The 25,532-nt window shown below is 48.3% G+C and carries 26 protein-coding genes and 1 riboswitch; of the genes, 6 read left to right on the top strand and 20 right to left on the bottom strand.

All coding sequences use genetic code 11. The annotated features are described in order from the left end of the window. Positions 1-14: 14 nt before the first annotated feature. The 6 genes from AC4E8B_RS04115 to AC4E8B_RS04090 form a co-directional block, all read right to left on the bottom strand. Positions 15-1,004, bottom strand: coding sequence for a class I SAM-dependent methyltransferase (locus tag AC4E8B_RS04115; protein ID WP_490217196.1), 990 nt, complete (start codon positions 1,002-1,004; stop codon positions 15-17). Then, entirely contained in the window at positions 1,001-2,320 is a 1,320-nt protein-coding gene (locus AC4E8B_RS04110; RefSeq protein ID WP_490217195.1) for an FAD-dependent oxidoreductase, read from the bottom strand. Before AC4E8B_RS04110 ends, AC4E8B_RS04115 begins: the two co-directional genes overlap by 4 nt. Before the next feature lie 781 nt (positions 2,321-3,101). Then, positions 3,102-3,227, bottom strand: coding sequence for a hypothetical protein (locus AC4E8B_RS04105; protein ID WP_490217194.1), 126 nt, complete (start codon positions 3,225-3,227; stop codon positions 3,102-3,104). Between the two features lie 868 nt (positions 3,228-4,095). After that, the gene (locus AC4E8B_RS04100) at positions 4,096-5,769 is read right to left on the bottom strand and encodes an acyl-CoA dehydrogenase family protein (protein WP_490217192.1); all 1,674 of its coding nucleotides are present in this window, start codon (positions 5,767-5,769) and stop codon (positions 4,096-4,098) included. 12 nt (positions 5,770-5,781) lie between these two features. Continuing rightward, entirely contained in the window at positions 5,782-7,299 is a 1,518-nt protein-coding gene (locus tag AC4E8B_RS04095) for a class I adenylate-forming enzyme family protein (RefSeq protein ID WP_490217191.1), read from the bottom strand. Then, complete coding sequence (locus AC4E8B_RS04090) at positions 7,296-7,679, bottom strand: MerR family transcriptional regulator (RefSeq protein ID WP_490219491.1); 384 nt, start codon at positions 7,677-7,679, stop codon at positions 7,296-7,298. Before AC4E8B_RS04090 ends, AC4E8B_RS04095 begins: the two co-directional genes overlap by 4 nt. Before the next feature lie 230 nt (positions 7,680-7,909). Here AC4E8B_RS04090 and AC4E8B_RS04085 point away from each other — a divergent pair, with 230 nt between their 5' ends. Then, on the top strand, positions 7,910-8,233 hold the full coding sequence (locus tag AC4E8B_RS04085) for a helix-turn-helix domain-containing protein (RefSeq protein WP_490217190.1): 324 nt from the start codon (positions 7,910-7,912) through the stop codon (positions 8,231-8,233). A gap of 147 nt (positions 8,234-8,380) precedes the next feature. Here AC4E8B_RS04085 and AC4E8B_RS04080 read toward each other — a convergent pair whose 3' ends face one another. Continuing rightward, positions 8,381-8,521 carry an anti-repressor SinI family protein gene (locus AC4E8B_RS04080; protein WP_490217189.1) on the bottom strand — a complete coding sequence of 47 codons (141 nt, stop codon included), beginning with the start codon at positions 8,519-8,521 and terminating at the stop codon, positions 8,381-8,383. A 35-nt stretch (positions 8,522-8,556) separates the two neighbouring features. Next, a riboswitch (cyclic di-GMP riboswitch) is annotated at positions 8,557-8,663 on the bottom strand. A 244-nt stretch (positions 8,664-8,907) separates the two neighbouring features. Further along, entirely contained in the window at positions 8,908-9,105 is a 198-nt protein-coding gene (locus AC4E8B_RS04075) for a hypothetical protein (RefSeq protein ID WP_490217188.1), read from the bottom strand. 217 nt (positions 9,106-9,322) lie between these two features. On the opposite strand from AC4E8B_RS04075, the gene AC4E8B_RS04070 reads away from it, so the two are divergent. Next, positions 9,323-9,670 (top strand): helix-turn-helix domain-containing protein, encoded by a 348-nt coding sequence (locus AC4E8B_RS04070; RefSeq protein WP_490217187.1) that lies wholly within the window; start codon positions 9,323-9,325, stop codon positions 9,668-9,670. A gap of 35 nt (positions 9,671-9,705) precedes the next feature. Here the strand turns inward: AC4E8B_RS04070 and AC4E8B_RS04065 are convergent, their stop codons facing one another. From AC4E8B_RS04065 to AC4E8B_RS04055, 3 genes are all read right to left on the bottom strand, one after another. Further along, positions 9,706-10,617 (bottom strand): pseudouridine-5'-phosphate glycosidase, encoded by a 912-nt coding sequence (locus tag AC4E8B_RS04065; RefSeq protein WP_490217185.1) that lies wholly within the window; start codon positions 10,615-10,617, stop codon positions 9,706-9,708. Positions 10,618-10,632: 15 nt separating this feature from the next. Further along, positions 10,633-11,733 carry a carbohydrate kinase gene (locus AC4E8B_RS04060; RefSeq protein ID WP_490217184.1) on the bottom strand — a complete coding sequence of 367 codons (1,101 nt, stop codon included), beginning with the start codon at positions 11,731-11,733 and terminating at the stop codon, positions 10,633-10,635. A gap of 157 nt (positions 11,734-11,890) precedes the next feature. Then, on the bottom strand, positions 11,891-13,276 hold the full coding sequence (locus tag AC4E8B_RS04055; RefSeq protein WP_490217182.1) for an alanine/glycine:cation symporter family protein: 1,386 nt from the start codon (positions 13,274-13,276) through the stop codon (positions 11,891-11,893). A 155-nt stretch (positions 13,277-13,431) separates the two neighbouring features. Here AC4E8B_RS04055 and AC4E8B_RS04050 point away from each other — a divergent pair, with 155 nt between their 5' ends. Together AC4E8B_RS04050 and AC4E8B_RS04045 are read left to right on the top strand one after the other, a co-directional pair. Further along, entirely contained in the window at positions 13,432-13,851 is a 420-nt protein-coding gene (locus AC4E8B_RS04050; RefSeq protein WP_490217181.1) for a MarR family winged helix-turn-helix transcriptional regulator, read from the top strand. A 78-nt stretch (positions 13,852-13,929) separates the two neighbouring features. After that, positions 13,930-15,132 carry an MFS transporter gene (locus AC4E8B_RS04045; protein ID WP_490217180.1) on the top strand — a complete coding sequence of 401 codons (1,203 nt, stop codon included), beginning with the start codon at positions 13,930-13,932 and terminating at the stop codon, positions 15,130-15,132. Between the two features lie 501 nt (positions 15,133-15,633). Here the strand turns inward: AC4E8B_RS04045 and motB are convergent. From motB to AC4E8B_RS04030, 3 genes are all read right to left on the bottom strand, one after another. Then, the gene (gene motB, locus AC4E8B_RS04040; RefSeq protein WP_490217179.1) at positions 15,634-16,443 is read right to left on the bottom strand and encodes a flagellar motor protein MotB; all 810 of its coding nucleotides are present in this window, start codon (positions 16,441-16,443) and stop codon (positions 15,634-15,636) included. Continuing rightward, entirely contained in the window at positions 16,436-17,230 is a 795-nt protein-coding gene (motA, locus tag AC4E8B_RS04035; protein WP_490217178.1) for a flagellar motor stator protein MotA, read from the bottom strand. Before motA ends, motB begins: the two co-directional genes overlap by 8 nt. Before the next feature lie 221 nt (positions 17,231-17,451). After that, the gene (locus AC4E8B_RS04030; protein WP_490217177.1) at positions 17,452-17,829 is read right to left on the bottom strand and encodes a DnaJ family domain-containing protein; all 378 of its coding nucleotides are present in this window, start codon (positions 17,827-17,829) and stop codon (positions 17,452-17,454) included. A gap of 149 nt (positions 17,830-17,978) precedes the next feature. On the opposite strand from AC4E8B_RS04030, the gene AC4E8B_RS04025 reads away from it, so the two are divergent. Then, positions 17,979-19,811, top strand: a complete 1,833-nt coding sequence (locus AC4E8B_RS04025) for a solute:sodium symporter family transporter (protein ID WP_490217176.1) — start codon at positions 17,979-17,981, stop codon at positions 19,809-19,811. Between the two features lie 127 nt (positions 19,812-19,938). Here AC4E8B_RS04025 and AC4E8B_RS04020 read toward each other — a convergent pair whose 3' ends face one another. Further along, positions 19,939-20,508, bottom strand: coding sequence for a peroxiredoxin (locus tag AC4E8B_RS04020; protein WP_490219490.1), 570 nt, complete (start codon positions 20,506-20,508; stop codon positions 19,939-19,941). Between the two features lie 170 nt (positions 20,509-20,678). Here AC4E8B_RS04020 and AC4E8B_RS04015 point away from each other — a divergent pair, with 170 nt between their 5' ends. Next, positions 20,679-20,855 (top strand): hypothetical protein, encoded by a 177-nt coding sequence (locus tag AC4E8B_RS04015; protein ID WP_490219893.1) that lies wholly within the window; start codon positions 20,679-20,681, stop codon positions 20,853-20,855. A 24-nt stretch (positions 20,856-20,879) separates the two neighbouring features. Here AC4E8B_RS04015 and hutH read toward each other — a convergent pair whose 3' ends face one another. The 5 genes from hutH to AC4E8B_RS03990 form a co-directional block, all read right to left on the bottom strand. Next, positions 20,880-22,367, bottom strand: a complete 1,488-nt coding sequence (gene hutH, locus AC4E8B_RS04010) for a histidine ammonia-lyase (protein WP_490217175.1) — start codon at positions 22,365-22,367, stop codon at positions 20,880-20,882. 1,183 nt (positions 22,368-23,550) lie between these two features. Further along, the gene (gene pssA / locus AC4E8B_RS04005; RefSeq protein ID WP_490217173.1) at positions 23,551-24,252 is read right to left on the bottom strand and encodes a CDP-diacylglycerol--serine O-phosphatidyltransferase; all 702 of its coding nucleotides are present in this window, start codon (positions 24,250-24,252) and stop codon (positions 23,551-23,553) included. A 164-nt stretch (positions 24,253-24,416) separates the two neighbouring features. Next, positions 24,417-24,677 carry a hypothetical protein gene (locus tag AC4E8B_RS04000; protein WP_490217171.1) on the bottom strand — a complete coding sequence of 87 codons (261 nt, stop codon included), beginning with the start codon at positions 24,675-24,677 and terminating at the stop codon, positions 24,417-24,419. Continuing rightward, positions 24,658-24,822: a YvrJ family protein gene (locus tag AC4E8B_RS03995; protein ID WP_009792171.1), complete on the bottom strand. Its 165-nt coding sequence runs from the start codon at positions 24,820-24,822 to the stop codon at positions 24,658-24,660. The genes AC4E8B_RS04000 and AC4E8B_RS03995 overlap by 20 nt, the downstream gene beginning before the upstream one ends. Then, the gene (locus tag AC4E8B_RS03990) at positions 24,815-25,360 is read right to left on the bottom strand and encodes a sigma factor-like helix-turn-helix DNA-binding protein (RefSeq protein WP_490217170.1); all 546 of its coding nucleotides are present in this window, start codon (positions 25,358-25,360) and stop codon (positions 24,815-24,817) included. The genes AC4E8B_RS03995 and AC4E8B_RS03990 overlap by 8 nt, the downstream gene beginning before the upstream one ends. Positions 25,361-25,532 lie beyond the last annotated feature (172 nt).

Below are 25,532 nucleotides of genomic sequence, written 5' to 3'. Positions count from 1 at the left end.
GCCCCGTCTTTTTTCTATGCCCGTCCCATCTCAACAAAATACCAGCCGCCTTCTGTAATGATCGGCTTGAAGGTTTTCATTTCCATCCCGAGCTTATCGGCAATCTTCATCATATCCTCTTCCGTCGGAGTCGCATACAAATTTTCAAATGCCGAGAAAAAGCTATTGAAGACGCTTGAAAACTCCTCGCCCTTCTTGGAATGGAGGATCGGGGTGATGACCGTGATCGTCCCCTTATCAGAAAGCCAGCCGCTGATGCGCTCAAACAGGCCTTCCCGCTCCTCCGGCTCAATATAATGCAGGAGATTGTTGATCATGATCAGATCTGCCTTTTTCTCCGGCTCATAATCCTTCATATCTGCATGGACGATGCTGATATTCGGATTGTCAGCGCAATTGCCGGCTGCAGATTCAGCTACATCTTCATTCACCTCGATGCCGGTCATAATAATCTCCGGATGCTTCTGGGTGATCCGTTTAAGGTAACCTCCTTCGCCGCATCCTACATCCAGAATCGAACCAATTTCATTATTTTTGATCACCTTGGACATCTTCGGCAATGCCAGCTGCTCTAAAAGGGAGGAGGTCCGCGCCACAGTCGGGCCGTGCTCGTCGTTGTCAAATGTGTTCAGTTCATTTTTCCGCAGCATTTCCGGATAAGTCAGCAATGTCGGGATATGAAGCTCCATCATTTCCTTCAGGATCACACCGGTCGAACGCGGATTCTTCGGCGATGAGGGGAGGCTGAATTTTGAAGCGGTCTTGATTTTTCCGTCGCGCTTCTTTTTCAGATGCTTGACCGCCAGGCCGACTTCGACCCACCTGGTAAGGAGCTCCTCCTGATAATCATGGGCGGCCGCAACCTCGCGGACCGTCTTTGGATCTTTGAACTGGGAAAATAAATCAAGCTCAAAGCCTACATAAGCATGCCAGCTGTACAGAAAAGGCTGGTTTTTCTTCATCCAGTTCCTTGCCTTTAAGAGTCTTATATATTCTGAGATCATAGCACGCCTCCTGCCAATTTCGTTTTCCAAGGATAGTCATCCTTTTCTTTGTAAAAATAACTTTCCTTCTCTGCTGGCGAGAGCTTCTTCTCGCGGGCAGGCAGCATCCCGATCTGGATGGCGCGGTCCAGCAGGCTTTCCTGCCAGAATCCGAGACCTGAAATATTCAGCATCTGTTTGAACTGCAGCTTCTTGTCCCTCTCAATCTGCTTCAGCCCCTTCTGCCTGATCCCCGTCACAAGCTGGTATGGATAAGAATAGGCAAGTGCTGATAAATGGCTGAACTTGATCATTTTTTCCGCACGGTGCTTGCGGACTTTTTCATAGCAGCTCAGCCATTTCGGGCTGAGATTTCCTGTCTCATACATAGTCACGAACAGCTCGCCGAGCACATCGGCATCCTGGATCGCCATATTCATGCCTTCCCCGGCCATCGGATGGACCGTATGCGCCGCATCGCCTAGGATCACATGGTTGCCGTCCACATATTTGTCTGCATAAAAAGCCGTCGGAATCATCAGCTGAATATCCTTCCAGCTCTGCAGCTTCGTCACATAGCCATCAAGCTCAGGATACAGCTCAATGTACTTCTGATGAAAATGGGCGATGCCCTTTTCCTGAAATTCCTTATACGTCCCCTCAGGTATGAGATACACCGAACGGACCTTATTATCAGGAAGCGGGAATAATCCGAGGAATTTGTCCTTCGCCGTGATGATCTGTCCCTCTGTCAAACTGTCCGGGCGCGGGAACGTCACCGTCAGGAAATGATGATTATAATCAATTTTCTTCGTCTCGCTCTCAATCTTCTTTCTTGTCAGCGAGTTCCGGCCCTCCGCCCCGACATAGAAATCCGCTTTAAGCGAAAACTGCTCCTTCCGCTTCCGCACCTCCACAATCAAGCGGTCATCGCAATACCCTTTGCCAAGCCCGCCTTTTATATATTCAAAATTGGAGTAGCTCATCGCGTGCTTCAAAAGGATGCCCTTCAGCGTCTCATGCTCAATCATCAGTGCATAATCAAAGTCTCCGGGAAGCACCTCGTAATCCATCGCCAGCTCTTCTTCCTCTTCATCTAACTCAGAAAAATTGATCCTCGAAAACTTATGGCCGTTATACTCGATCTCATTCAGGATTTCCAGCTGCTCAAAAATCTGCAGACTCTTCGGCTGCAGCAGCTCTCCCTTATAAACCGGCGACGGACCATCAAGCTTTTCAATCACCGTCACATGAACATCCGCCTGCGCCAGCTTCAGCCCCAGCGTCAGCCCGCCGATTCCGCCGCCCAATATCGCCACCTCTGTCTTCAGAACCATCCAGTCCACCACCTTTTTCTCATTCTATAGCCTGGAATTGGGATTTTGAAACCAGGGGATGTGTTATTGGGGGGATGGGGTGGGGTTGGGGTATTGGGGTTGGGGTTGGGGATGTTGCGGGGATTTGCGGTGGGTGGTGCCAGGAACGGGGATTGGGGGAGGCGTTTTTTGGGTGGGTGCCTGGTACCTGGGTTGCGGGAATGCAGCATTGGCGGGAGTTTGCGGTGGAAGTGGGGTGGTGCCTGGCACCGGATAGCGGTCAAGAGAAGGTTTATTAATTGGTGCCTGGTAAATTGGTGGAAGAAACCCATAATTGGCGCGGTTTGCGGCGGGTGGTGCCTGGCACCTTAGCAGCGTGAAAGCAGAGTTGGCGAGGTTTCATCCGGTTTGGTATCGGCACCGCGTTATGGTGGAGCGCCCTGGCAGCGGAGTTGCTAATAAAACCTGAAAGTTGCTAATATAATTGAAAAGTTGCTAATAAACGGAAAAAGTTGCTAATATATTGGCAAACTTGCTAATAAAACGGAAAAGTTGCTAATATCCGGCCGGCCAAGGCTCTAATCCGGCCAGCCGCCCCCTCAACGGTGCCAGTTTCGCCATCCCAAGTCGCAAATAACTCAGCAAAGTCGCAAAATAAATCCCAAAAATCGCAAATATATCTCAAATCCCCCAAATATCCTCCCAAACTCGCAAATAACCACCCGCCGAACCCCCAGCCAACCACCCCCAAAGCACAAAAAAAGCGCCAAATCCCAGATTCAGCGTCCACCCCTCATTAATCCTACACTTCCACCGTTTCCCCCACATGCATCAGCACATGAAAATGCTTCTCCGGCAGCATTTCTTCGCCCCAAATGGTGGTGCCTGGCACCTTGGCAGCGTGAAAGCAGAGTTGGCGAGGTTTCATCCGGTTTGGTATCGGCACCGCGTTATGGTGGAGCGCCCTGGCAGCGGAGTTGCTAATAAAACCTGAAAGTTGCTAATATAATTGAAAAGTTGCTAATAAACGGAAAAAGTTGCTAATATATTGGCAAACTTGCTAATAAAACGGAAAAGTTGCTAATATCCGGCCGGCCAGGGCTCCAATCCGGCCATCCGCCCCCTCAACGGTGCCAGTTTCGCCATCCCAAGTCGCAAATCACTCAGCAAAGTCTCAAATATATCTGAAATCCCGCAAATATCCTCCCAAACTCACAAATAACCACCCGCCGAACCCCCAGCCAACCACCCCCAAAGCACAAAAAAAGCGCCAAATCCCAGATTCAGCGCCCCACTCCCACTCAAACCTCCACTTCCACCGCTTTTCAGCACATCAAAATGCTTCACCGGCAGCATTTCTTAGCCCCAAATGGTGGTGCCTGGCACCTTGGCAGCGTGAAAGCGGAATTGGCGCTATTTTGCCGCGGGTGGTACCTGGCACCGCAGTATGGCGGAGCGCCCTGGCAGCGGAGTTGCTAATAAAACCTGAAAGTTGCTAATATAATTGAAAAGTTGCTAATAAACGGAAAAAGTTGCTAATATATTGGCAAACTTGCTAATATAACGGAAAAGTTGCTAATATCCGTTCGCCCAGGGCTCCAATCCGGCCACCCGCCCCCTCAACCATGCCAGTCCCGCCATCCCAAGTCGCAAAATAAATCCCAAAACTCGCAAATATATCTCCAATCCCCCAAATACCCTCCCAAACTCACAAATAACCACCCGCCGAACCCCAGCCAACCACCCCCAAAGCACAAAAAAAGCGCCAAATCCCAGATTCAGCGCCCCACTCCCACTCAAACCTCCACTTCCACCGCTTCTCCCACATGCATCAGCACATCAAAATGCTTCACCGGCAGCATTTCTTCATCCAAAACCTCAGTCAGCCCCCAAGTTTCATTCAAAAACACCCGCGCCACAATCTCTTTCCGCTCACCGCCCAAGGCTGCATCCTTCAAAGCGATCACACTTTCATAGATCTTCCCCAACAGAACAGCTGCCCGCTTGCAATGGTACGTCTGCATATCCCGGTCCCCGCTGCCCACAGCCGCAAGCAGCTCTTTCAACGCCAAAAGCCCGCCGAAAACCGGTGCCGCCACCTCCTGAAGACACTCATCCAGCCCCTCAAGCTCCGCCTCCATTTTCCCAACAAACAGCTCATCTGCCCGAAACTTCTCTATCAATCTCAAAACCTCAAGCCCCAGAATATTAGCCGTTCCTTCCCAAACCGTCAGCACCTGCGCATCCCGCAAAAGCCGCGGCGTGACAAAGTCTTCGATATAGCCGTTCCCGCCATGCATCTCAATCGATTCATGCGCAAAATGAATGGCCTGCTCAGCTGTTTCCTTTTTCAGCACTGCAATCAGAAGCCGGTTCATCGCTTCCTCTTCGCGCGAAGCCTCACCTCCCGCAACCCTATCGTACAGCGAAATCAAACTGAACACAGCACTAGTCTCCACCTCCTGCTTACAGGCCAGCTTGGCAAGTGTCTCTTTTACCATCGGAAAATCAGCAAGCCTGCTGCCAAAGGCGTTCCGCATAAAAGCATATTTTTTCGCCTCCAGAAAAGCCCGCTGCATGATGCCGATGCTTGCCACACTATTGCAGATCCGCGACAAATTAAGCGCTTCCATCATATAATGGATGCCTTTATCGGGCTCGCCTACCAGATGGGTCTCTGCCCCGTGGAACACCACTTCCCCCGAAGGAACCGCACGGACGCCAAGCTTATCCTTCAGCCGCCTGATCTCAAGCCCGTTCAGCTCACCTGTCTCCTTTCGCCATGGAACAAGGAACAAACTCAAGCCTTTCGATCCAGATGCCGCTCCCTCTCTCCTGGCCAAAACCATCGCCACACCGCATGCACCCGCATTGGAGGCAAAGTATTTTTCCCCATAAATCCGGTACTGCCCGTCCTCCAGCACAGCCTTCACCTCATTGGCACCTACATCAGAGCCTCCCTGTCTCTCAGTCAAAAAGGTTGCGCCTTCAAACAGCTCGGTCTCGCCCGTGCTAATCACATGAGGCAGATACTTCGCCCTCAGCTCTTCATCCGCATAATGGTCGATCAGATAAGCGGTCGCCATCGTCAAAGTGACAGGGCAGTAAAATCCAGGCTCCGTCTGTGACAGCAGATAACCCTGCGCATACGAATACACATAATTCCCTTTCCGCCCAAGATCCGGAATTTCCTTATGAACGTAACCGACAATGCCCGCATGATAAGTCTGCTCCACCGTTTTCCTGTATCCTTCATTCAGCCAGACATAGGAAATGTCATTGCCCATTTTGTCATACTTAATCAGCCGCGGCTGGCCTTCCCGGTCGGTATGGGCCGCCCGCTCGTCAATCTCCCCGGCGCATAATCCGCCGAACGTTTCAAGCTCCTTTTCAGCCCATGAAAAAAATTCCTCATCCAAATACTGCTTCAGCACAAATGCTAAATTAGGATCTTCCTTATAAAAATTCAAAAGTTCCCCTCCTCAAACAGATTGCTCCTGCCCTCTCAATGACTGCTTCAAAATCTTGCCTGTCGCATTCCGCGGCAGCGACTCTATTTCTTCATATAATTTCGGAATCTTATAGCCGGCAATTTTCCCTGCCAAAAACGCTTTTAAATCACTCTCATCCAGACTGCCCGGCTGCTTCATCACGACATACGCCTTAACTGTCTCTCCCCACTCCGGATGCGGCACGCCGACAACAGCTGCTTCAGCAACCGATGGATGTGAAGCCAGCAGCTCCTCGATCTCTTTCGGAAAAATATTGACGCCGCCGGAAATGATCATATCCTTCTTCCGGTCGACGACCCAGATATAGCCGTCCTCATCGAATCTGGCCATATCGCCGGAATAAAGCCAGCCGTCCTTGATGGCTTCCGCTGTTTTTACAGGATCCTTATAATATCCTTTCATGACGCCTTCGCCCTTCAAAAGGATTTCGCCAACCTCGCCCGGCTCGACTGGATTGCCTTTATCATCAGCAATTATGATCTCCGTTCCAAGCGCCTCTCTCTTCCCGATGCTGCCTGCTTTCTGTCCATGCTCGCCGGCCAGCAGCAGTGTCCCGCTCGGTCCGGCCTCTGTCAGTCCATACACGCAATAAAGGCTGTCCGTTTTCAGCCGCTCCTTCACAAGCCGGACTTCTTTTTCCCCAAGCGGAGCCCCTCCGTACACCCAATACTCCATTGAAGACAAATCATATTTTTCGATATCAGGCTGCTTTGCTGTGAAAAGATAAGCAACCGGCGCACCGAAGAAATGGGTCGCTTTTTCCGAAGAGACAAGCTTTAACAGAACTTCCGGTGTGAAAACCGGCGCCATGATATGGGCTGCCCCCACATAGGTGCCTGCGATCAGGAACAGATGGAGCGGCGCCGAGTGGCTCAGCGGCATCAGGTGAAGCATGCGGCTTTCCGGCTTCATCGCCATCTCCACCGCCATCATGATCGCTGCGGAAAGGATGTTGCGGTGGGTGAACAGCACTCCCTTAGGACTTCCGGTCGTCCCGGACGTATACAGGATTGCCGCCTCGTCACCCTCTGTTAAAGGAATGCCGGCATCCAAATCCCTGCCGCCCGCCACCAGCTCATCAAAGCTGTCCCAACCAGCAGCAGAGGCACCAGTTTTCACACATTCCAGCCCTGCCCTTTCATGCAGGCCAGCTGTCTGTTCAACCAGCATTTCATGTGCGAATAAAACTTTCGCTCCGCTATGGTCGAGGATATAGCCCAATTCAGAAGCCGTCAGCCGGCTGTTCACCGGCACAATCAGCGCACCGATCCTTATTGCTGCAAAATAAGTAACCACAAATTCCGGAACATTCGGCATGAAAAGCAGCATGCGATCTCCCTTGCCATAGCCCCTGGACCTCAATGCATCTGCCAGCTTATTGACCCTGCTGTTCAGCTCACTATAGGAAAGCCTCTCCTCGCCTGAAATGACAGCCTCCCTGTTTGGATATTTCCTTCCGTTCCTCGCCAGCAGTTCAGATACGTTCATATATGATCCCCCTTTTCGTCCAGCCTTTTTTCGAATTGGTCCAGCATCTTTTCCATTTCCCCTTTTAAAAAAAGCAGCTCCCCGATGCGGGCGTTCACCTCCTTTACTCTCTCCCTGCCATACTCAACCGTCCGTTCCAGCTGCTTCCTTCCCGACCGGTCCTGGTCAAACAGGACAATCATCTCTTTGATTTCATCGAGCTTAAATCCAAATCGCTTGCCGCGGAAAATCAGCTTCAGCCGGATATAATCCTTTTTCGCAAAAATCCGCCTGCCGTTTTCATCTCTTTTGGGGCATAATAAGCCAAGCTCTTCATAATATCTGATGGTCCTGGTGCTGACCTGGAACTCGCTGGCCAGCTCCGATATCGTGTATTCCATGCTATCACCCGAATTCATTAACTATTCTGACACTAATATATCATTTACGTTAACGTAAAGTTCAAGCTTCAGTAAATCCTGTTTTTATTAAGAAAAATTTGATTTTTTCGGCTGCACCCTTAGGAAAAAATATTACTATTGTGTTAAAATGAAATATAATGATTGAACAAAACGTTCTTAATAAATAGCCCTCGATCATATAACTTCTGGATAAAAGGTGTGTGAAATAAATGATTGGCGAACGTGTTAAAAGACTGCGTCAGGAGAAAAAGATGTCACTTTCAGAGCTCGCAGAACAGGCAGGCGTAGCAAAGTCCTACTTAAGCTCCCTTGAAAGAAATCTTCAGACAAACCCTTCCATTCAATTTTTGGAAAAAATCTCAGCTGTTCTTCATGTTCCGGTCGATACGCTGATCCTGGACCAGCCCAATAAAGAAGAATTGGATTCTGAATGGATGAATATCGTTAAAGAAGCGATGGATTCCGGCATCTCGAAGGACCAGTTCCGCGAATTCCTCGAATTCAATAAATGGAGAATCAATCAAAAAAAATAGCTATATCCGAGGCTGTTATATAAAAAAACGGCAAACAGTCAGCATACCAATTGACAGCCTCCGCAACCTCCGTGACGTTTCCGCAAAATAAAAAAGCATTTCTCCTGCAGAGAAACACTTAGCTTTCTATATTCTGTTATTATGTTTTCAGCCGTTATCCGCAATCAGATCCATTGCCGGCTGGCCGGCAAGAAAGTTAAGTATATCTTCTTTTTTCAGGCCAATTTCCTTTGCTTCAGCAATAAGTGCCACCCATTCCAAATCGAATTCCTGCAAATTATTCTTCATAACCAACCTCTTCCCCCTAAAATACGTATCGTATTCCAGGCAATCCAGCCATCCTGGCGCCTCTTCCGACTTTGCTGTCTATAGGCGCGGTAGACCTGTGACTTTGCGTCCCTATCTTTCAACAGGTTTGCCTTTTTCTGCTTCGTCATGCCTTTTTTCATATCCTCTTAAGACTACTATAAAAGGTTTTCCAACATAATCGTGTTGTTTTTTGTCAAATCCTTCAAATTATTTTAAGATATTATTCGACAAAAAGAAGGATAATTGGATAGTTTTAGTAATAATCCAAAAACAAATGAGACTTATGGCCCGGTGAATTTAAGGGTAAAGTGTTATGTTTTTGCTCTTTTAGTCGACAGCTTCTATATGAGCCTTATTTCCTCTATCTATTTAATGATCCTCCCCTTATAACTCTCCATCTTTCTCTTAAAAGGCACCACCTTCACAGGAAGCCGCTCGAAAGTAAACGCATCAAAAAACGGAAACAGCGTCAAATCATTCCCGCACACCGGGCAGAGCCATTCGCCTATTTCGCTGCTGCTGTAGGATGGCCGGTGGCATTTAGTGCAGTTTTTTCGGTACATGGGGGAGCTCCTTCCAAGAAATTCTTCTGCTATGTTACAAGTAGTATAGTTTATGCTTTCATTTATATAAATTTCCATATTTATTCATATTTTCGTCAAATAGAACGAATTCCGTTCTTTATCTTGAATATACTCTCGTTTTCTTACTTTTTCGTATTTTATAAATTACTATAATGTTCGTTATAATGTATGAAATGTGTGTAAGGGAGTAGATACTATGCTCGGAAAAAAATTAAAATATCTGAGATTAAAAAAAGGCTACTCACTTAATGCATTGGCAAAAAAGGCTGCCATATCTAAGTCGTATCTTAGCTATATTGAAAGAGACGTCCAGATGAATCCGTCACTCCAGATCTTATCCAAGCTGGCAGGAGCTTTGGAGGTACGCCTTGATGAACTGATTGAGATTGAAGATCATACCAGAAATCACCATACTGAGATGGCAGCAGATCCGGAGTGGATAGAAATTGTACACGAAGCAATAGAACAGGGCATCTCTAAAGAGGATTTCAGCTATTATCTTGATTTCTTAAAATATAATCGCGAACAGAAAAAAAGGCAGTAAAAAACCGGCCCCCTCACAGGACCGGCTCTCCACCATTATTTCTGCAGCTTCACCGCAATCTTCGCTCCAACTTCAGCATTGTGCTTAACCAGCGCGATGTTGGCTGTGAGGCTTGTTCCTTCTGTCAGTTCTTTTACTTTGCTTAGGAGGAAAGGTGTGACCAGCTTTCCGGCAATCTTGTTGTCTTTTGCTTCCTGCAGCGCCGTTTCGATGACGTTTGTGATGAAGCTTTCTTCCAGGGCATCTTCTTCCGGGATCGGATTAGCGATGACAACTCCTCCATTGAGGCCAAGATCCCATTTTGTGCGGATCAGGCTGGCTGCATCTTCAGGAGCGTCAACGCGGTGGTTGACTTCGAATGGGCTTGTGCGGGTGTAGAATGCCGGCAGCTTGTCTGTTTCATAGCCGACGACCGGTACGCCGTGTGTCTCCAGGTATTCAAGTGTCAGGCCGATATCCAGGATGGACTTGGCGCCTGCGCAGACGACCGCTACATTTGTCCGGGCGAGCTCCTGCAGGTCAGCAGAGATGTCCATGGTAGTTTCGGCTTCGCGGTGGACGCCGCCGATTCCGCCTGTGACGAATACTTCAATTCCTGCAAGCTCTGCGCAGATCATCGTGGCTGCAACTGTGGTTGCCCCATTTTTGCCCTGGGCGATTAGATAAGGCAGGTCGCGGCGGCTTGCTTTTTCAATATCCTTGCTTTGGGCAAGGAACTCAAGCTCGTCCTCAGAGATTCCGATCTTTATTTTTCCATTGATGATGGCAATGGTTGCCGGCACCGCTCCGTTTTGGCGGATGATGTCTTCCACTTCTTTGGCTGTCACGATATTCTGCGGGTATGGCATGCCGTGGGAGATGATCGTTGACTCTAATGCGACAACCGGTTTATTTGCTTTTCGCGCTTCTAATACTTCTTCTGAAAATTCAAGATAGTTTTCTAGCATTATTATAACTCTCCTTTATTTGCTGAAGTTTTGCTGAAATGTTTCCTGCAGTCTGACATTATTTAAAATGGGGCTGACGGTTTCTTCCGATTGCAGCGTCAGCATGCTGCAGGCAATGCCGATTTTGCAGGCGTTTTCTGTATTGAGCCCTTTTAGATGGGCGTAAAGGATTCCGGCAACCAGAGAGTCGCCTGCCCCAGTCACATCCTGTACCTTGATCTTCGGCGGAAGCAGCACTCCTGCCTCGCCTTTCTTCGTGTAAAAAATCAGCCCTTTGTCGCCTCTTGTAATGACAACCTTCTCCACGCCTTTTTTCATGATCCTCTCGGCTGCTTTAAAGAAATCTCCATCATTGTCTATCTTCATTCCTGACAGCGCTTCAGCTTCGTCATGGTTGGCGATCAGCCATGTTACACCCTGAAGGTTTTCGGGCAGCTTTTTCACCTTTGGAGAAGAAACCGGCGTGATGCAGAGCGGAACGGATTCTTCATAACAGCGGGAAATCGTCTTTTTCAATACATCTGCCGGAAAATTGGTATCCAGCAGGACCATCTCTGCTGAAGCAATATAGCCCCATCTTTTTTCAATAAATTCCGAGTCTATGCTATCGTACAAAGCCATGTCGGCAAACGCGACAGTCATCTCGCCATCATGGTCAAGTATGGCTGTATACGTTCCTGTTGCTGTATACGGCAACGTCTGGGATGGGGTGATGTCGACAAAATCCTTTGTATAGCCCAGCAGCCAGCTGCCTTCTGTATCATCGCCCACAGCTGTCAGGAGACTTGCGTCACAGCCAAGCCGCCCAAGATTTTCTGCAATATTCCTGGCAACCCCTCCGCATGACTGGGAGCTGGCAGATGGATTAGAGGTACCGCTTTCAATTTTGCCAATAGCCTGAATTTTACGGTCGATATTTGCCCCCCCGATGCAGAGCACTTCTCTCTTGTTCGGCAGCATATAAGCCCTGCCAAGGATTTTCCCCTGTTTGGCAAGCGAAGAAATATAGCCTGCAGCAGCCGAGCGGGATAGCCCCGTCTTCTCTGCAATCTCATTCTGGGAAATAAACGGGTCTTCTTTTATCAAAGTTAAAATGGATTGTTCTTTTTCATTCACAGCGTTTCACCGCCTTCATCAACATTTGTCTAAATTATAAACATTTGTTTGATAAAAGAGCAATGGATTTTAGGCAAAAACATAGGTCTGACTTATAGGTATGAAGTCAGACCACACAAAGAATTGCACGAAAAAAGACGGGGAAACCCCCGTCTCTTTATGCAGCATCATCTTTCTTTTTAATATCCTTCAAATAGTATTTTTCCGAGGTAAAGAACTCATTTTTCAGCTCTTTCACCTGCTTGCTCAGCAGGAGTACGGCGATGATGTTCGGAATCAATATCGCCGCCAATGCAAGGTCAAGGAACTGCCAGATCGTTTGCGCGGCGCCGACCGACCCAAGGATGATGGCACCGATATAGACAAACTTGATGGCCTGTCCGGCGAAATCGCCAAACAGGAACTCCGCCTGCTTCGATCCGTAGAAGATGACAACAATGATGGTTGAAATCACAAAAAATATGAGTGAAATGGTAACAATGAGGCTCCCCGTCTGTCCGAAATACTGAGAGAATGCCGCTGTTGTCAGGGATGAAGGGTCATCCATGGCTCCTTCCCTCTGCCAGACGCCTGAAGACAGCACCACAAAAGCTGTCGCAGAGCAGACGATCAGTGTATCAACGACAATTCCGACGATCGCCCAAAAGCCCTGCCGCACAGGATGATCTGTCTGTGCAGCGGCATGGGCGATCGGCGCCGTCCCCAGTCCTGCTTCATTGGAATATAACCCTCGTGCAAAGCCCCAGCGGATGACCTCGCCGATGGCAGCACCTGCGAAACCGCCCATCGCCGCTGCAGGCTGGAACGCGTACGTGAAGATTAATTCCAATACCTCAGGAACCTTGCTGATGTTCATAAAAAGAATCACAAGTGCTGTTCCTACATAAATCAGTGCCATAAACGGAACCAGGATTTCGGTCACCTGCCCGATCCTTTTGATTCCGCCGAATACAATCAGGGATACAACTGCTGCAACGGCAACTCCCGTCCACAGCCCGCTGATTTCAAAAGTTTCTGAAACAGCAGACGAAACCGCGTTCCCCTGCACCATGATGCTTGGGATCAGCTCGATCATAAGGGCAAAGGCAAACCAGACGCCAAGCCATTTCATGTTAAGCCCTTTTGTCATATAATACATCGGCCCGCCGACATATTCGCCGTCCTCATTTTTCTCGCGGTACTTGACCGCCAGGACGCTTTCCGAAAATTTGATGGCCATGCCAATCAAAGCGATGACCCACATCCAGAAAACTGCGCCGGGACCGCCGAACATGATGGCTGCCGGGACACCGACAATATTAGCCGCTCCGATGGTCGATGAAAGAGCGGATGTCAGCGCCTGAAGCGGAGTGACCGTCCCCTCCCCTTTCGGCTTTTTAAACACGCTGCCAAAGGTCTGCTTGAAAATATAAAGCGGGTATCTGAATTGGAAGAATCCCAATAAAAAGGTTAAATATATGCCTGTACCAGCCAGGATAATAATGATCGGCGGCCCCCACAGCCATGCCGATATGTTTCCTACAAGCTCAAGAAATGAATCCAATTGTCTTTCCCCCCAGTAGATTTTTTGCGCAATGCTGCTGTTTATCCCATTCCCTTCGGACCACTCTTCAAACCTGTTTCATGAAAACGGACTGGACAAAGATGTCTTATTAGCTTATAGTTAGCTAGGCAACTAATTGAAACGGGTGATAGTATATGAATAAAATGGATCCTTTTTTTCACAGCTTCAACCAGTGCACACGGCAGTTCTCAAAAGGCCTGAACGACGTGCTGACCCCCATGGGGCTTTATGCCGCACAATGGCCGATCATCTACAGGCTGAAAACAGCAGGCTCCAGCACACAGGTCGAGCTTTCCACCTATCTCAGCGTTGAGGCACCGACCATGACAAGAGCCCTCCTTCGTCTTGAAAAATCCGGCTGGATCAGCAGGGTGCCGGGGAAAGACAAGCGGGAAAAAAAGATCCTGCTCACGGATGCAGCCCTCACACAATATCCAGATTGGCTGGCCGCTGTAGAACGATACGAACAAAAAATGCTGGAGGATATTTCTGAAGAAGAATTAATGGCTGCCATGTCAGTCATGCAAAAAATGAAGCAAAATTCCGGACGCTGATCAGCCCCGCAAGGCCTTCCGTTTTTCTTCTCACTACTTCACAGACTCTCAGTAAACAGAACATCAAGGAGGACAATCATGAAGAAACAACCCCTTTGGACAAAGGACTTTTTAGGTGTTTCCATTACCAGCTTTTTCTTATTCATTGGCTTTTATATATTACTGACAACCCTTCCCATTTACATTCTCGATGATTTAAAAGGAAGCGAATCACAGGTCGGCCTCATCATCTCGGTATTCCTGATTGCCGCTGTCATCTCCCGGCCTTTCACAGGAAAATGGATCGACGAAATCGGCCGCAAGAAAATCCTGATGATTTCTATGGTTATTTTTACAATTGCTTCTGCACTCTATTTTACGGCAGACAGCCTGCCGATGCTTTTGGCAGTCCGCTTCCTGCATGGCGCGGGCTTCGGGATGGCCACAACCGCCACTGGTGCCATTGTCGCGGATATCGTCCCAGCCGAAAGGCGCGGCGAAGGGCTCGGCTATTATGCTATGTTCATGAACCTTGCCATGGTAATCGGGCCTTTCACCGGGCTGACCATCATTCAGTATGCGGCATACAGCTGGATTTTTGTTTTATGCACGGTGCTTGCCGTCCTGGCTCTTGTGCTGTCGGCGATCATCAGCATCCCGGAAAAAAATGGCGCAAAAACAAAGCAGCCTTCATTCGCTTTTTCAAGCTTGTTTGAGAAAAATGCCGTGCCGATTTCCATTGCAGCCGGCACACTCGCTTTTGCTTATTCAGGTGTATTATCCTTCATTTCCGTGTACGCAAAAGAGCTCGGACTGATGCAGGCGGCATCTTTTTTCTTTGTCGTCTATGCAGCTTTCATCCTGATCTCACGCCCGTTCACAGGCCGCTGGTTTGACATGTACGGAGAAAATCGGGTCATCTATCCGGCCATCATTTTATTTGCCGCCGGTCTTTTCCTGCTCAGCCTTGCAGATAACAGCTTCATGTTCCTGCTTGCCGGCGCCGTGATCGGCCTGGGCTACGGCACCATTGTTCCAAGCATGCAGACAGTAGCAATTAAAAATGCCGATCCGGCAAAAAGAGGGCTGGCAACATCCACCTTCTTCACAATGTTTGACTCCGGTCTCGGCCTTGGCTCCTATGTACTCGGCATCGTCGCCGTCTACACAGGGTTTGCCAAGCTATACATGGTGCTCGTCGTGGTCTCGCTGATCGGCCTCGGGCTTTACTATATCCTTCATGGGAAAAAAACAGCATCAGCCGAAGAAGAATTGCAGTCAGAAGTAAAGATTTCTATGTAATATTGAACAGGACCCCCGGCTGGAGGGTCCTGTTTTTGTATTTGAGGGTGGGCATTGGAGGGGATTAGCGGCTTTTCGGGGTTTAGCGGCAGCTTTTCGCGTTTATTGGCGAGCTTTTCACGTCTATTGGCTAGTTGGATTCGTGTTTATTAGCAACTTTTTCATTTTATTAGCAAGTTTCAGCTTTTATTAGCAACTTTCCGTTTTTATTAGCAACTTTTTCGATATATTAGCAACTTCCCACTTTTATTAGCAACTCTGCAAAAACCCGGCCAGGACTCTTATTTACGGCTTTACAGTTATATTTGCGAGTTTCGGAATTCATCTGCGAGTTTCGAGATATATCTGCGACTTCAGTATACTTGCGACTACCAGCTTTTATCTGCGACTTCCCCATGAGACTCTCCCCAAACACCCCCTCCTGCCCGCCCGCAGCACTCCAAACTTCACCCGCTGCTCCCTCTGCCGTCGCACAAAAAAACCGGACCAATCCGGCCCGGTCTATGTTCTTGGCAATATTAAAATTTCAACCCGCCTGTTTTTGTCCCGGCCTTCTTTTGTATCGTTGGAGGCGGCCGGCTGGAATTCGCCGAATCCTTTTGCACTGAATGCGCGGGCATCCAGGTCTTTGTTATGCAGAAGGATTTTCATGAAGTTCACGGCTCTCATGACGCTTAATTCCCAGTTGGATTCAAACTCGGAATTTTTGATCGGCATATTGTCCGTATGGCCGCTGATGATGATATTGCGCGGCGGGTCCATAACGAGCAATTCCCCGATTTCGTCGGCGATCGTCAATTCGCCGGACCTCACTTCAGCGCTTCCGGAAGCGAAAAAGACGTTGTCCCGGATCGTTACAAGCAGTCCTTCATCTGTCAGTGAAGTTTCAAGCTTGTTTGTAAGGCCATTGTTTTGAATATAGGTTTTCACCTTTTCTTCGACTTCCCTGAGCTCCTGCTTATCTGTGAGCTTCTGGATTTTGCCTTCTGCTTCCATATCGCTCTGGCCTTCTTCTAAGGTGCCGGCAGCGGAAGCCTGTTCTACTTCGTCTTTGTTTTCGGTCTCTGCCTTGTCGGCTGACTGCATGGCTCCGTCCGGCATCGGGCTCGGGTACTCGAAGAAGCCGGTTCCGCCATTGAAGGCATCATTGAATGCCTTTGAAAGGGACTGAAACTTCTGTGCATCTACAGAGCTCATTGCAAACAGGACGATGAAAAGGGCAAGCAGGAGCGTCAGGATGTCAGCATAGGGAATCAGCCAGGACTCGTCAACATGTTCCTCATGATGCTCCTTTTTCTTCCGCTTACTCATCTGCCTTCACTTCGCTTTCCTCGAGGAATTGCTTCCTCTCCCCAGAAGGCAGGTATGATGCCAGCTTTTGCTCGATGACGCGCGGTGCTTCTCCCTCCAGAATGGAGAGTACTCCCTCTATCATCATATATTTCATCTTTGACTCTTGCTTTGATTTGCGCTTCAGCTTATTGGCAAACGGGTGCCATAGCACGTATCCAGTGAAAATTCCAAGCAATGTGGCAACAAAGGCCGCACTGATGGCATGACCGAGTGCGTCGGTGTTGGTCATATCCCCCAGGGCGGCAATCAGGCCGACAACCGCTCCAAGCACACCGAGTGTCGGTGCATATGTACCGGCCTGCGTGAAAATGGCTGCTCCTGAAAGATGTCTTTCTTCCATTGACTCGATTTCTTCAGAAAGTACATCTCTGATATAATCGGCACTTTGTCCATCCACTGCGAGCGAGAGGCCGTTTTTCAGGAATGGGTCTTCAATCTCGTTCGTTTTGGCTTCTAGTGCAAGAAGGCCCTCCTTCCGCGCCAGCTGGGCCCACTCTGAGAACATCCTGATCAGGTCTGTCGGTACCATCTGTTTTTGTTCCTTAAATAAAATGCCGAAAAGCTTTGGCACTTTTTTCAGCTCATTCATCGGAAAAGCGATGGTAACCGCCGCTATAGTTCCAACGATGATGATCAGGATGGCAGCCGGGTTCACCAATGCTGAAGGATGCACCCCTTTCAGCACCATACCGACCCCTACGCCAATGATTGCAAGAATAACCCCAATTAATGATGATTTATCCATATACGTCACCTGTCTTAATAAAATGTCTATTTCTATTTATTTCGACAGAGACCCTTAATTATTTAGGCCATTCCTAATATTAATCTGCAATTCTTTTACTTTCTGAAAGAAAACCGCCCGAAAAGCAGGTACATAGCCCTAAAACACACTAGTCACTTTTTCAAAGAATGAAAAAAGGGTCAGCCGCAGCTAAAAGAAAAAGCCCCCGTTTCAAGGAGCTCTCAATAAAGCAATTTATGATTGATTTTATCTTCATAGTTTTTGAAAATCGAGGAGTTTGTCGCTGACCGCCTTTTCGACATGATGCTGTTGAATTGCAGCAGCTTCTGGTTCAGCTGCTTTTGCAGCTCCTTCTTTTCTTCCGGATCTTCGCATTTTTTTATAAGATCCTCGATGGTAGACATCTCCTGTTTCAAGCTGCTGTCTTCTTCTGTATAGCCTGCATTTTTCATCATTCTATAGGCCATGCGCAAATCGTCGGGAACATGTGAAAGCTCATCATGGGGAAGCGGCTTCCCAAAACCGGGAAGGTTCTCAAATTCGCCTTCTTTATAGCCCTTCTTGATCCGTTCTTCTGAAATGATCGCAAAAAAGTCCATCTGCGGCCTCCTTTCAATCCTTCCCTCTATTATAATAGCCTCTACCTCTATTTAAAAGCATATGCCATTATATTCCTTTTTATAAAAAGGTTTGAAATAGGCTGTTTGTGGTTATTAAACGTACAAAAAAGAGAAAAGGAAGTGCACCTATGTTTACTGGGGGAATAGCTTTTACCTTAATATCCTGCGCCTTTTTTATGGCGATCGTTGCCTGGATTTCGTATGTGAAAACGAAGGGGGCAGTCAGCGATTCTACAGGATATTTCCTCGCAGGGAGGGGACTGACAGGGGGCTTTATCGCCGGATCGCTGTTGCTGACCAATCTGTCGGCCGAGCAGCTGATCGGCCTGAATGGACAGGCCTACCGGACCAATTTGAGCAACATGGCCTGGGAAGTTACCGCTGCTTTCGCTATCATCTTCATGGCTGTTTATCTGCTGCCAAAGTATTTGGGCGGAAACTTCACCACGCTGCCTGAATTTTTAAGCAAGCGCTTTGACGAAGGGGTCAGGCGCTATACCGTGATCCTGTTCATGCTTGGCTATATTCTCGTTACCATCCCATCCATGCTTTATTCGGGGGCACTGGCTGTGCTGCAGCTTTTTGATGTGCCATCCTTATTGGGTATTACATATGAATCTTCTGTTTGGCTCGTCATCTGGATCATCGGCATCATCGGCGCCATTTACGCTATCTTCGGCGGACTGAAAGCTGTTGCCGTTTCTGATACATTAAACGGGATCGGCCTCTTAATCATCGGTATCCTGATCCCGGTTCTTGGCTTTTTCGCCCTTGGCGATGGCAATTTCTTCAGCGGCCTGAAAACCATTGCCACTGAGCATCCTGAAAAATTGAACAGCATTGGAACAAAGGAAGATTCTGTTCCATTCGGCACCATTTTTACCGGAATGATCTTTGCCAATCTTTTCTACTGGGCATCTAATCAGTATGTCATCCAGCGTACATTAGGTGCGAAAAATCTGGCTGAAGGCCAAAAGGGTGTTATGATTTCAGGCTTCTATAAGCTGCTTGTCCCTGTTTTTATGATGATTCCCGGCGTTATCGCCTTTCATCTTTACGGCAATTCGCTGAAATCTGTCGACCTTGCCTACCCAACCCTGATTTCAGATGTGATGCCCGGCTATCTGTCCGGATTTTTCCTGGCGGTCCTGCTGGGAGCCGTGTTCAGCTCCTTCAATTCATTGCTGAACAGCGCCGCCACCCTTTTTGCACTGGATATCTACAAGCCAAGGATCAATCCTAATGTGAGTGATGAAAAGCTGATCAGCATCAGCAAATGGTTCGGGACTATTCTCGCCATTGTCTCTTTATTCATCTCTCCGATGCTGATGAATGCATCTGACGGCCTTTGGGATCTGATTCGCCGGTTCACCGGATTTTTCAATATCCCGATCATCGCCATCGTACTCGTCGGTATTTTCTCGAAATATATCCCGGCACTGGCGCCGAAAGTGGTTATCATTTTCCATGTGATTGCTTATTATATGCTCGTCTGGGGCACTGACCATCTGTTTGGCTATACGGTGCCGATCCACTTTATCCATATCTATGCGATCCTGTTTGCTGTCGAGATCCTCATGATGGTCATTATTGGTAAAATAAAGCCGAGAGCGTCTGCTTATCATTTCCGTGCAGATGCCCAGGTGAATATGGTTCCCTGGAAGGGCGTTATTCCTGTTTCCATCATTCTTCTATCTCTCGTCGCTTTTACTTATATCGTCTTTTCAAAAATCGGCCTTGCTTACGAAGCTGCTGTCGTTTCCCCAGCCTTCTGGCCAGCCACAGTTGCCATCTTTATCATTGCCGCTATCTTCATCTATCTGTCCATGAAATTCTGGCACAGAAAATACGCTTCCTATCTGGAAGGCCAGAACACAGAAGGTGCCACGCAAGTCAAAAGAACAGGCACCGGACTGAACCCGCTGATTGTCAATGCCAAGCAAAGTACGGTTAAAGACTAGGAAAACGGCGTCCCGCAGTTTATATATCATGCAAAAAGACCCGCTTATGAAAGGCGGGTCTTCTGTTTTATTGGTCAGCCGATGGTCCCTGCTGCAATCAGTACTATTACTGCTGAGCAGCACCAATTTATATCTTCCCAATCATATTCGGGTCGCTGGCCATCCCCTGCTGGCCCGGCATCCAGTTGGCAGGTGTGCCTTTGCCTGTCTGTTTTGCATACTGAAGGGCTTGCAGGATGCGGACATGCTCGTGGAGATTGCGGCCGATATTGCCTGGGTAAATCAGCTTTGCCTGGATGATCTGCTCCGGATTCAAGAACACAGATGCCCGGAAGGATGCGCCTGAGTTTTCGTCAAGGACGCGGTATGCTTTGCTGATGCTGTGGGTCCGGTCGCTCAGGAGCGGGAAGGTTACATGCTTCAGGGAAGGCGATGTTTCTTTGAATACTTTATGAGAATAGACGCTGTCCGTGCTGATGGCAAGGATTTCCACATTCATGTTTTTTACATAAGGGTAAATAGCGGCGACCGCCGCCAATTCTGTCGGTCAGACAAAGGTGAAGTCGCTGGGGTAAAAAAACAGCAGCACCCACTGGCCCTGGAAATCCTGCAGGCTGACCTTCTGGATTCCCTGGTCAATGACAGCATCCGCTGTGAACAGCGGGGCAGGATCTCCTTTTGATGCTGTAAAAGGCATGTGCTGTTTGGCCAGATCTTCCGCCTGGAACGCTTCCCGCATACGCACCGCTCCTTTCTAATTTGCTATATATCATTATAGATATGCGCCGCCCGCGAAAGCTGAACAAGTTTTGCACACATACTCGGCGGTCCGGGCGGGAAAGCTACAGACAGAACATATTTCCACCTATGAAAGGAGACGATTTGCTTATGTCACGCGGAGAGCATTTTGACCATAAACGAAAAGGCCATCCCGGAAAATTTCCCGAGGGAACGCTCGTAGAAAGACATTCCAAGGATGCCATTGAAGATGAAGAATTCATCGTCGTCCAGGAAGCCTTTAAAAACCGGGTCGAAGAAGATTGATTTTTTGGGGAGGCGATCCTCCCCTTATTTCATTATTCCTTCCTTCAGCCAGGCCGCACAATTTTCAATATCCTTTGAGAAAATCCTGTCTTCTGTAATCGATGGGACGATCTCCCTTGCCTTGTCGTAGATTTTTCTTGTTTTAGGGGCCATTTTTTCAACACCCCTGAACTCTGCTGCCTGCATCGCGCAGATCAGCTCGATCGCCAGTACCCGGGTCGCATTTTGGATGATCTGCCACGCATGGCGGGAGCCAATCGTTCCCATGCTCACATGATCTTCCTGGTTGGCAGAGGACGGGATGGAATCCACACTCGCCGGATGTGCCAGCGTCTTATTTTCCGAAACAAGAGATGCCGCACTGTATTGCATGATCATCGCACCTGACTGCAGGCCAGGCTCCGGACTTAAGAAAGCAGGCAGGTCACTGAGCTGCGGATTGACAAGCCGCTCGATTCTTCTTTCCGAAATATTGGCCAGCTCAGCAACAGCAATTTTCATAAAATCCATCGCAAAAGCAATCGGCTGCCCATGAAAATTCCCGCCGGAAATGACCTTTTCCCCCTCATCAAAAATCAGCGGATTATCGGTCGCCGCATTCATTTCAATCTCCAATTTTTCTTTTACATAATCAAGCGCCTGCCAGCTTGCGCCATGAACCTGCGGAATGCACCGGAGAGAATAGGCATCCTGGACGCGGAACTCCCCCTGAACAGTCGTCAGCTTGCTTCCGGCCAGATAATCCCTCATCCTCGCTGCCGTATCGATCTGCTGCTGATAGCCGCGGGCCTGATGGATTCTTTCATCAAATGCATCTGTGATGCCGTTCAGTCCTTCCATTGTGATCGCCGCAATCATCTCGCTTTGAAAAGCCAGCTGCTCGGCTTCAAGATAAGCGACCGCCCCCATGCTCGTCATCGCCTGGGTGCCGTTGATGAGGGCAAGCCCCTCCTTCGCCTCCAGATGAAACGGAGGAAGTCCGGCAGACTCGATAGCCTCTAATGAAGGCATCCTCTTTCCTTTGTAAAAAACCTCCCCCTCACCGATCAAAGCAAGAGCAAGATGGGACAATGGAGCAAGATCCCCGCTCGCCCCTAGCGACCCCTGCTGCGGAATGACAGGGTGGATTTCTTCATTTAAGAAAGTGAGCAGCCTTTCAACCAGCTCCGGCCTCACACCTGAATACCCTTTCAAAAGCGCATTTGCCCTCAGCAGCAGCATCGCTCTAGAAACTGACTCCGGGAAAGGCTCCCCCACCCCGCATGCATGGGATCGGATGAGATTCAGCTGAAGCGCCTTTACATCCTTCTGATTGATGAGCACATCGCTGAACTTCCCAAATCCCGTGTTGATCCCGTAAATGACCCTTTCTTCATCAACAATCCTTCGCACAGCCTCATGGCTTTCCTTCACCTGCTCCATGCTCCCTGCTGATGCTGCCGCATGTTCTTTTTCAAAAACAATTACCCTTACCTGTTCCAATATCAATGTGCTGCCAGTCAATTCGATCATGATCTTTCCCCCTCAGCATATTAGCGAAATAAAGAAGAGACTGCCATCAAACCAGGGGTTTGAACTGCAGCCTCTTTCGAAAATTTTATAAGTTGATGTGTTTTTCTCTTCATTTGCGCATCATCCATTATGATTTATTTATTCTATTCTTCATTGTATGAATAGATTTTTTGCAGTGTCAACAGGTTTTTGCTAAATTTTAACAAGTTAGATTGGCAGATGATTAGCATGGTAGCGGGGTGAAGAGGGGGGCCAGGCATTGACGGGTGAATGGCTGATCGTGGACGCTTGGGCTGGATGGATTTTTGAGTTGGGATATTTCTGCTTTATTGGGGGCGGTCCTTTGGGGTCGAATGGTGGATAAACTGCTGATTTGGTAGATTATGTGCTTGATTTGGTAGATTAAGTGGTGAAGTCGGTAGATTATGTGCTCAATTGGTTAAATTAATCGCTGATTTGGTAGATTCCGCCGTAACTTGATCAAAATAGCCGCATTGGGGGTACCCCACGATCTAAGATAGGTTAGATTACTCGAAAAATTGGTGCTGCCAGCGCTCAAACTGGTTGAATAACCGCAAAGCTGCACTCTCTGCGGCCTTTTCGTGAAAATGGTAGATTATATGCTCATTTGATTAAATTAATCAGAAAGTCGGTAGATTATCCGCTCATTTGATTAAATTAATCGCATACTCGGTAAATTCCGCTCTCATCTGATCAAAAAAGCCGCAATGGGAGCACTCCGCTCTCAAGATAGGTTAGAAAAAACGCTAACTTGGCAGCTGCTGCACTCAAACTTGGTTGAAAAACCGCTAAAGCTGGCCACTCTACAGCCTTTTCGTGAAAATGGTAGATTATATGCTCAATTGATTAAATTAATTTCAAAGTCGGTAGTATTATCCGCTCATTTGATTAAATTAATCGCAAGCTCGGTAGATTCCGCTCTCATCAGATCAAAAAAGCCGCACTGGGAGCACTCCGCTCTCACGATAGGTTAGAAAAACCGCTAACTTGGCAGCTGCTGCACTCAAACCTGGTTAAATAGCCGCAAAAGCTGCACATTCTGCGGCGGTTTCCATGAATTAGCATCCCCCCCTCTGCCCTAAAGCCAATTCACCTTATGCCGGACACCTCCGCGCTCCATGACCTCCCCCCCAATCAAAAAAACCGCTTCGCAGCGGTTTTTTCAGTCAATATCTCTTTTATTTTTCCCTTTGACAAAGATATATGCCAGATAAGCAATATACATGGGTGCCGCAATATAGATCAGGTAAGGAAATTGCTCGTATGTGCCTTTGTAGATCAGATACAGGAGGCAGCCGAGAAAGATGGTGACGATTGTGCCGTATTTCGGAAGCGGGACTTCCTTCAGGCTTGGGATCCTGATTTTTGAGACCATTAGAAAGCATAATGCTGTAAAAATGACGGTCGTGACGATATTGGGAATTTTGTCTCCGAACAGCGTGAGGAGCGCCATGATGCCTCCGGCGGCCGTGATCGGGACGCCGACGAAATAATTCATGGATGACTTGCTTGAACTGATGTTGAACCGGGCCAGCCTGAACGCCCCGAACAGCGGGAAAAGCCCGGCGACGGCAAGGCCAAGAAGGTCAAATTGGTAGAAATATGTATAATACACTAAAAAGGACGGCGCCACTCCGAAAGTGACGATGTCTGCGAGCGAGTCGAGCTCTTTTCCGAGCGCGCTGTCAGCCTTCAGCATCCGGGCAAGCCTGCCGTCCATGCTGTCGAGCATCATGCCGATCAGAATGAGGATCGCCGCATTCTTGAATTGGCCGTTCGCTGCAAACCCTATAGAGAGGAAACCGCAGTACAGGTTTCCCTGAGTGACAAGATTGGGGATAGATTTCGTAAATCGTAATCGCACAGGCTTCCATCACACTCCAGCAACATAATATGTATCCGCCGGATGCCAGGCATATTTACCTAAAGCCTGGCACCCGAAGCCGTTACAGCCATTATACCACTTCAATGCGGCAGGGAAGAAAAAAACTCAATATTGTCTTCCCCTTTACCCGCAGTGCTGAACAGCTAATCACGGTGCATGGTGCCAGCAGCTGGTCTATAACTGGTATAGGTGCCTGTCACCATTTCAAAAAATCCCGGCACTTCCTCCAGCTTATTGTCGCGGAGCTTGCGGAGGACGGCTTCGCGCAGTTCCTGCTCGAGGTCTTCCCGGTTTTCCTTGCCTGTCTGGTACAAGGATTTCTTGATTTTAGGCTCGATGGCCTTCATGATTTCCTCTATTTCCTGCTGTGACAAATTCATGATTTCACCCTTTGTCTTTTTCAATCTGAGCGATGCTTCGGGAAATGTCCTCCATTTTCATTTTCAGCTGTTCAAACCGGTTTTCGTAGCGGTGCAGCAAATACATGGTGATGGCAATGGGGAATCCGAAATTGCCGATGATCTGGAGAAGGTTCAGCTGTTCAAACATTGTATTTCCTCCTTATCGTTTCAATCGCCTTAATTTTGGTTTTTGATACTGCCTGCGGGCTGATGCCGAGCAATCTGGCTGTTTCGGCATCAGGGAGGCTGCGGACGAATGCGTAATAAAGTATTTCCTGCTGCCTTGGCGTCAGCTCTTTTATAACTGCTGCAAGCTGGGGATCGGCTGTGTAATCCTCCAGCCTGCCGGAGGGGATTTCCATGAAAGGCCTGAGCGCCGAGTCATCTTCAAGGAGGTGTGTCAGCGGTTCTGCGCCGCCCTCTGCTCCTGCAGCAGGCTGGTCCAATGTGAGCTGATACCTGGTCCGGGATTCGCGCGCCTTCATGTCGAACTTCCTTGACTCATAATATATGGTCTTATTCAGGTATGAGACGAAGCGGACATGTCTGAAGTACCGTTTAAAAGCTGCTTCAAGCCGGGCTTTATTTTTCTCATGGGGATCATCCAGATATTCTTCATACAGCTTTTGATACTCTTCCTGAGCCAAAAATTCACGAACCACCCTGCTTGGCTCCCTGCCTTCCATTTTGCCACCTCCATTTTTAGAACATATGTTCTGTTTTGGGTTAAAAAAATGAGAACAAGCTTGCCTGTTCTATCTTATAAAGTATAGAATTCACGAAAAAAAACAACCTGTCCTGCATTATTTTAACATTGCTGCCCCTTTTTTATAAGGGTCTTTGGTGCCAGGCACTGTT

Source organism: Bacillus sp. SRL543 (assembly GCF_984799205.1).
The sequence above is the reverse complement of the archived record's forward strand: the minus strand, read 5'-3'. Positions and strand labels throughout refer to the sequence as shown.

Excerpts from the sequence above, each read along its gene's own strand:
- AC4E8B_RS03990 (WP_490217170.1), bottom strand. The coding sequence starts at position 25,360 with ATGGAAGGCAGGGAGCCAAGCAGGGTGGTTCGTGAATTTTTGGCTCAG.
- AC4E8B_RS04025 (WP_490217176.1), top strand. The coding sequence starts at position 17,979 with ATGTTTACTGGGGGAATAGCTTTTACCTTAATATCCTGCGCCTTTTTT.
- AC4E8B_RS04030 (WP_490217177.1), bottom strand. The coding sequence starts at position 17,829 with ATGGACTTTTTTGCGATCATTTCAGAAGAACGGATCAAGAAGGGCTAT.
- AC4E8B_RS04065 (WP_490217185.1), bottom strand. The coding sequence starts at position 10,617 with ATGCTAGAAAACTATCTTGAATTTTCAGAAGAAGTATTAGAAGCGCGA.
- AC4E8B_RS04050 (WP_490217181.1), top strand. The coding sequence starts at position 13,432 with ATGAATAAAATGGATCCTTTTTTTCACAGCTTCAACCAGTGCACACGG.
- hutH (WP_490217175.1), bottom strand. The coding sequence starts at position 22,367 with ATGATCGAATTGACTGGCAGCACATTGATATTGGAACAGGTAAGGGTA.
- motA (WP_490217178.1), bottom strand. The coding sequence starts at position 17,230 with ATGGATAAATCATCATTAATTGGGGTTATTCTTGCAATCATTGGCGTA.
- AC4E8B_RS04110 (WP_490217195.1), bottom strand. The coding sequence starts at position 2,320 with ATGGTTCTGAAGACAGAGGTGGCGATATTGGGCGGCGGAATCGGCGGG.
- AC4E8B_RS04015 (WP_490219893.1), top strand. The coding sequence starts at position 20,679 with ATGAAAGGAGACGATTTGCTTATGTCACGCGGAGAGCATTTTGACCAT.
- AC4E8B_RS04095 (WP_490217191.1), bottom strand. The coding sequence starts at position 7,299 with ATGAACGTATCTGAACTGCTGGCGAGGAACGGAAGGAAATATCCAAAC.
- AC4E8B_RS04080 (WP_490217189.1), bottom strand. The coding sequence starts at position 8,521 with ATGAAGAATAATTTGCAGGAATTCGATTTGGAATGGGTGGCACTTATT.
- AC4E8B_RS04045 (WP_490217180.1), top strand. The coding sequence starts at position 13,930 with ATGAAGAAACAACCCCTTTGGACAAAGGACTTTTTAGGTGTTTCCATT.
- AC4E8B_RS04075 (WP_490217188.1), bottom strand. The coding sequence starts at position 9,105 with ATGTACCGAAAAAACTGCACTAAATGCCACCGGCCATCCTACAGCAGC.
- AC4E8B_RS04115 (WP_490217196.1), bottom strand. The coding sequence starts at position 1,004 with ATGATCTCAGAATATATAAGACTCTTAAAGGCAAGGAACTGGATGAAG.
- motB (WP_490217179.1), bottom strand. The coding sequence starts at position 16,443 with ATGAGTAAGCGGAAGAAAAAGGAGCATCATGAGGAACATGTTGACGAG.
- AC4E8B_RS03995 (WP_009792171.1), bottom strand. The coding sequence starts at position 24,822 with ATGTTTGAACAGCTGAACCTTCTCCAGATCATCGGCAATTTCGGATTC.
- AC4E8B_RS04085 (WP_490217190.1), top strand. The coding sequence starts at position 7,910 with ATGATTGGCGAACGTGTTAAAAGACTGCGTCAGGAGAAAAAGATGTCA.
- AC4E8B_RS04090 (WP_490219491.1), bottom strand. The coding sequence starts at position 7,679 with ATGGAATACACGATATCGGAGCTGGCCAGCGAGTTCCAGGTCAGCACC.
- AC4E8B_RS04070 (WP_490217187.1), top strand. The coding sequence starts at position 9,323 with ATGCTCGGAAAAAAATTAAAATATCTGAGATTAAAAAAAGGCTACTCA.
- AC4E8B_RS04105 (WP_490217194.1), bottom strand. The coding sequence starts at position 3,227 with ATGAAACCTCGCCAACTCTGCTTTCACGCTGCCAAGGTGCCAGGCACC.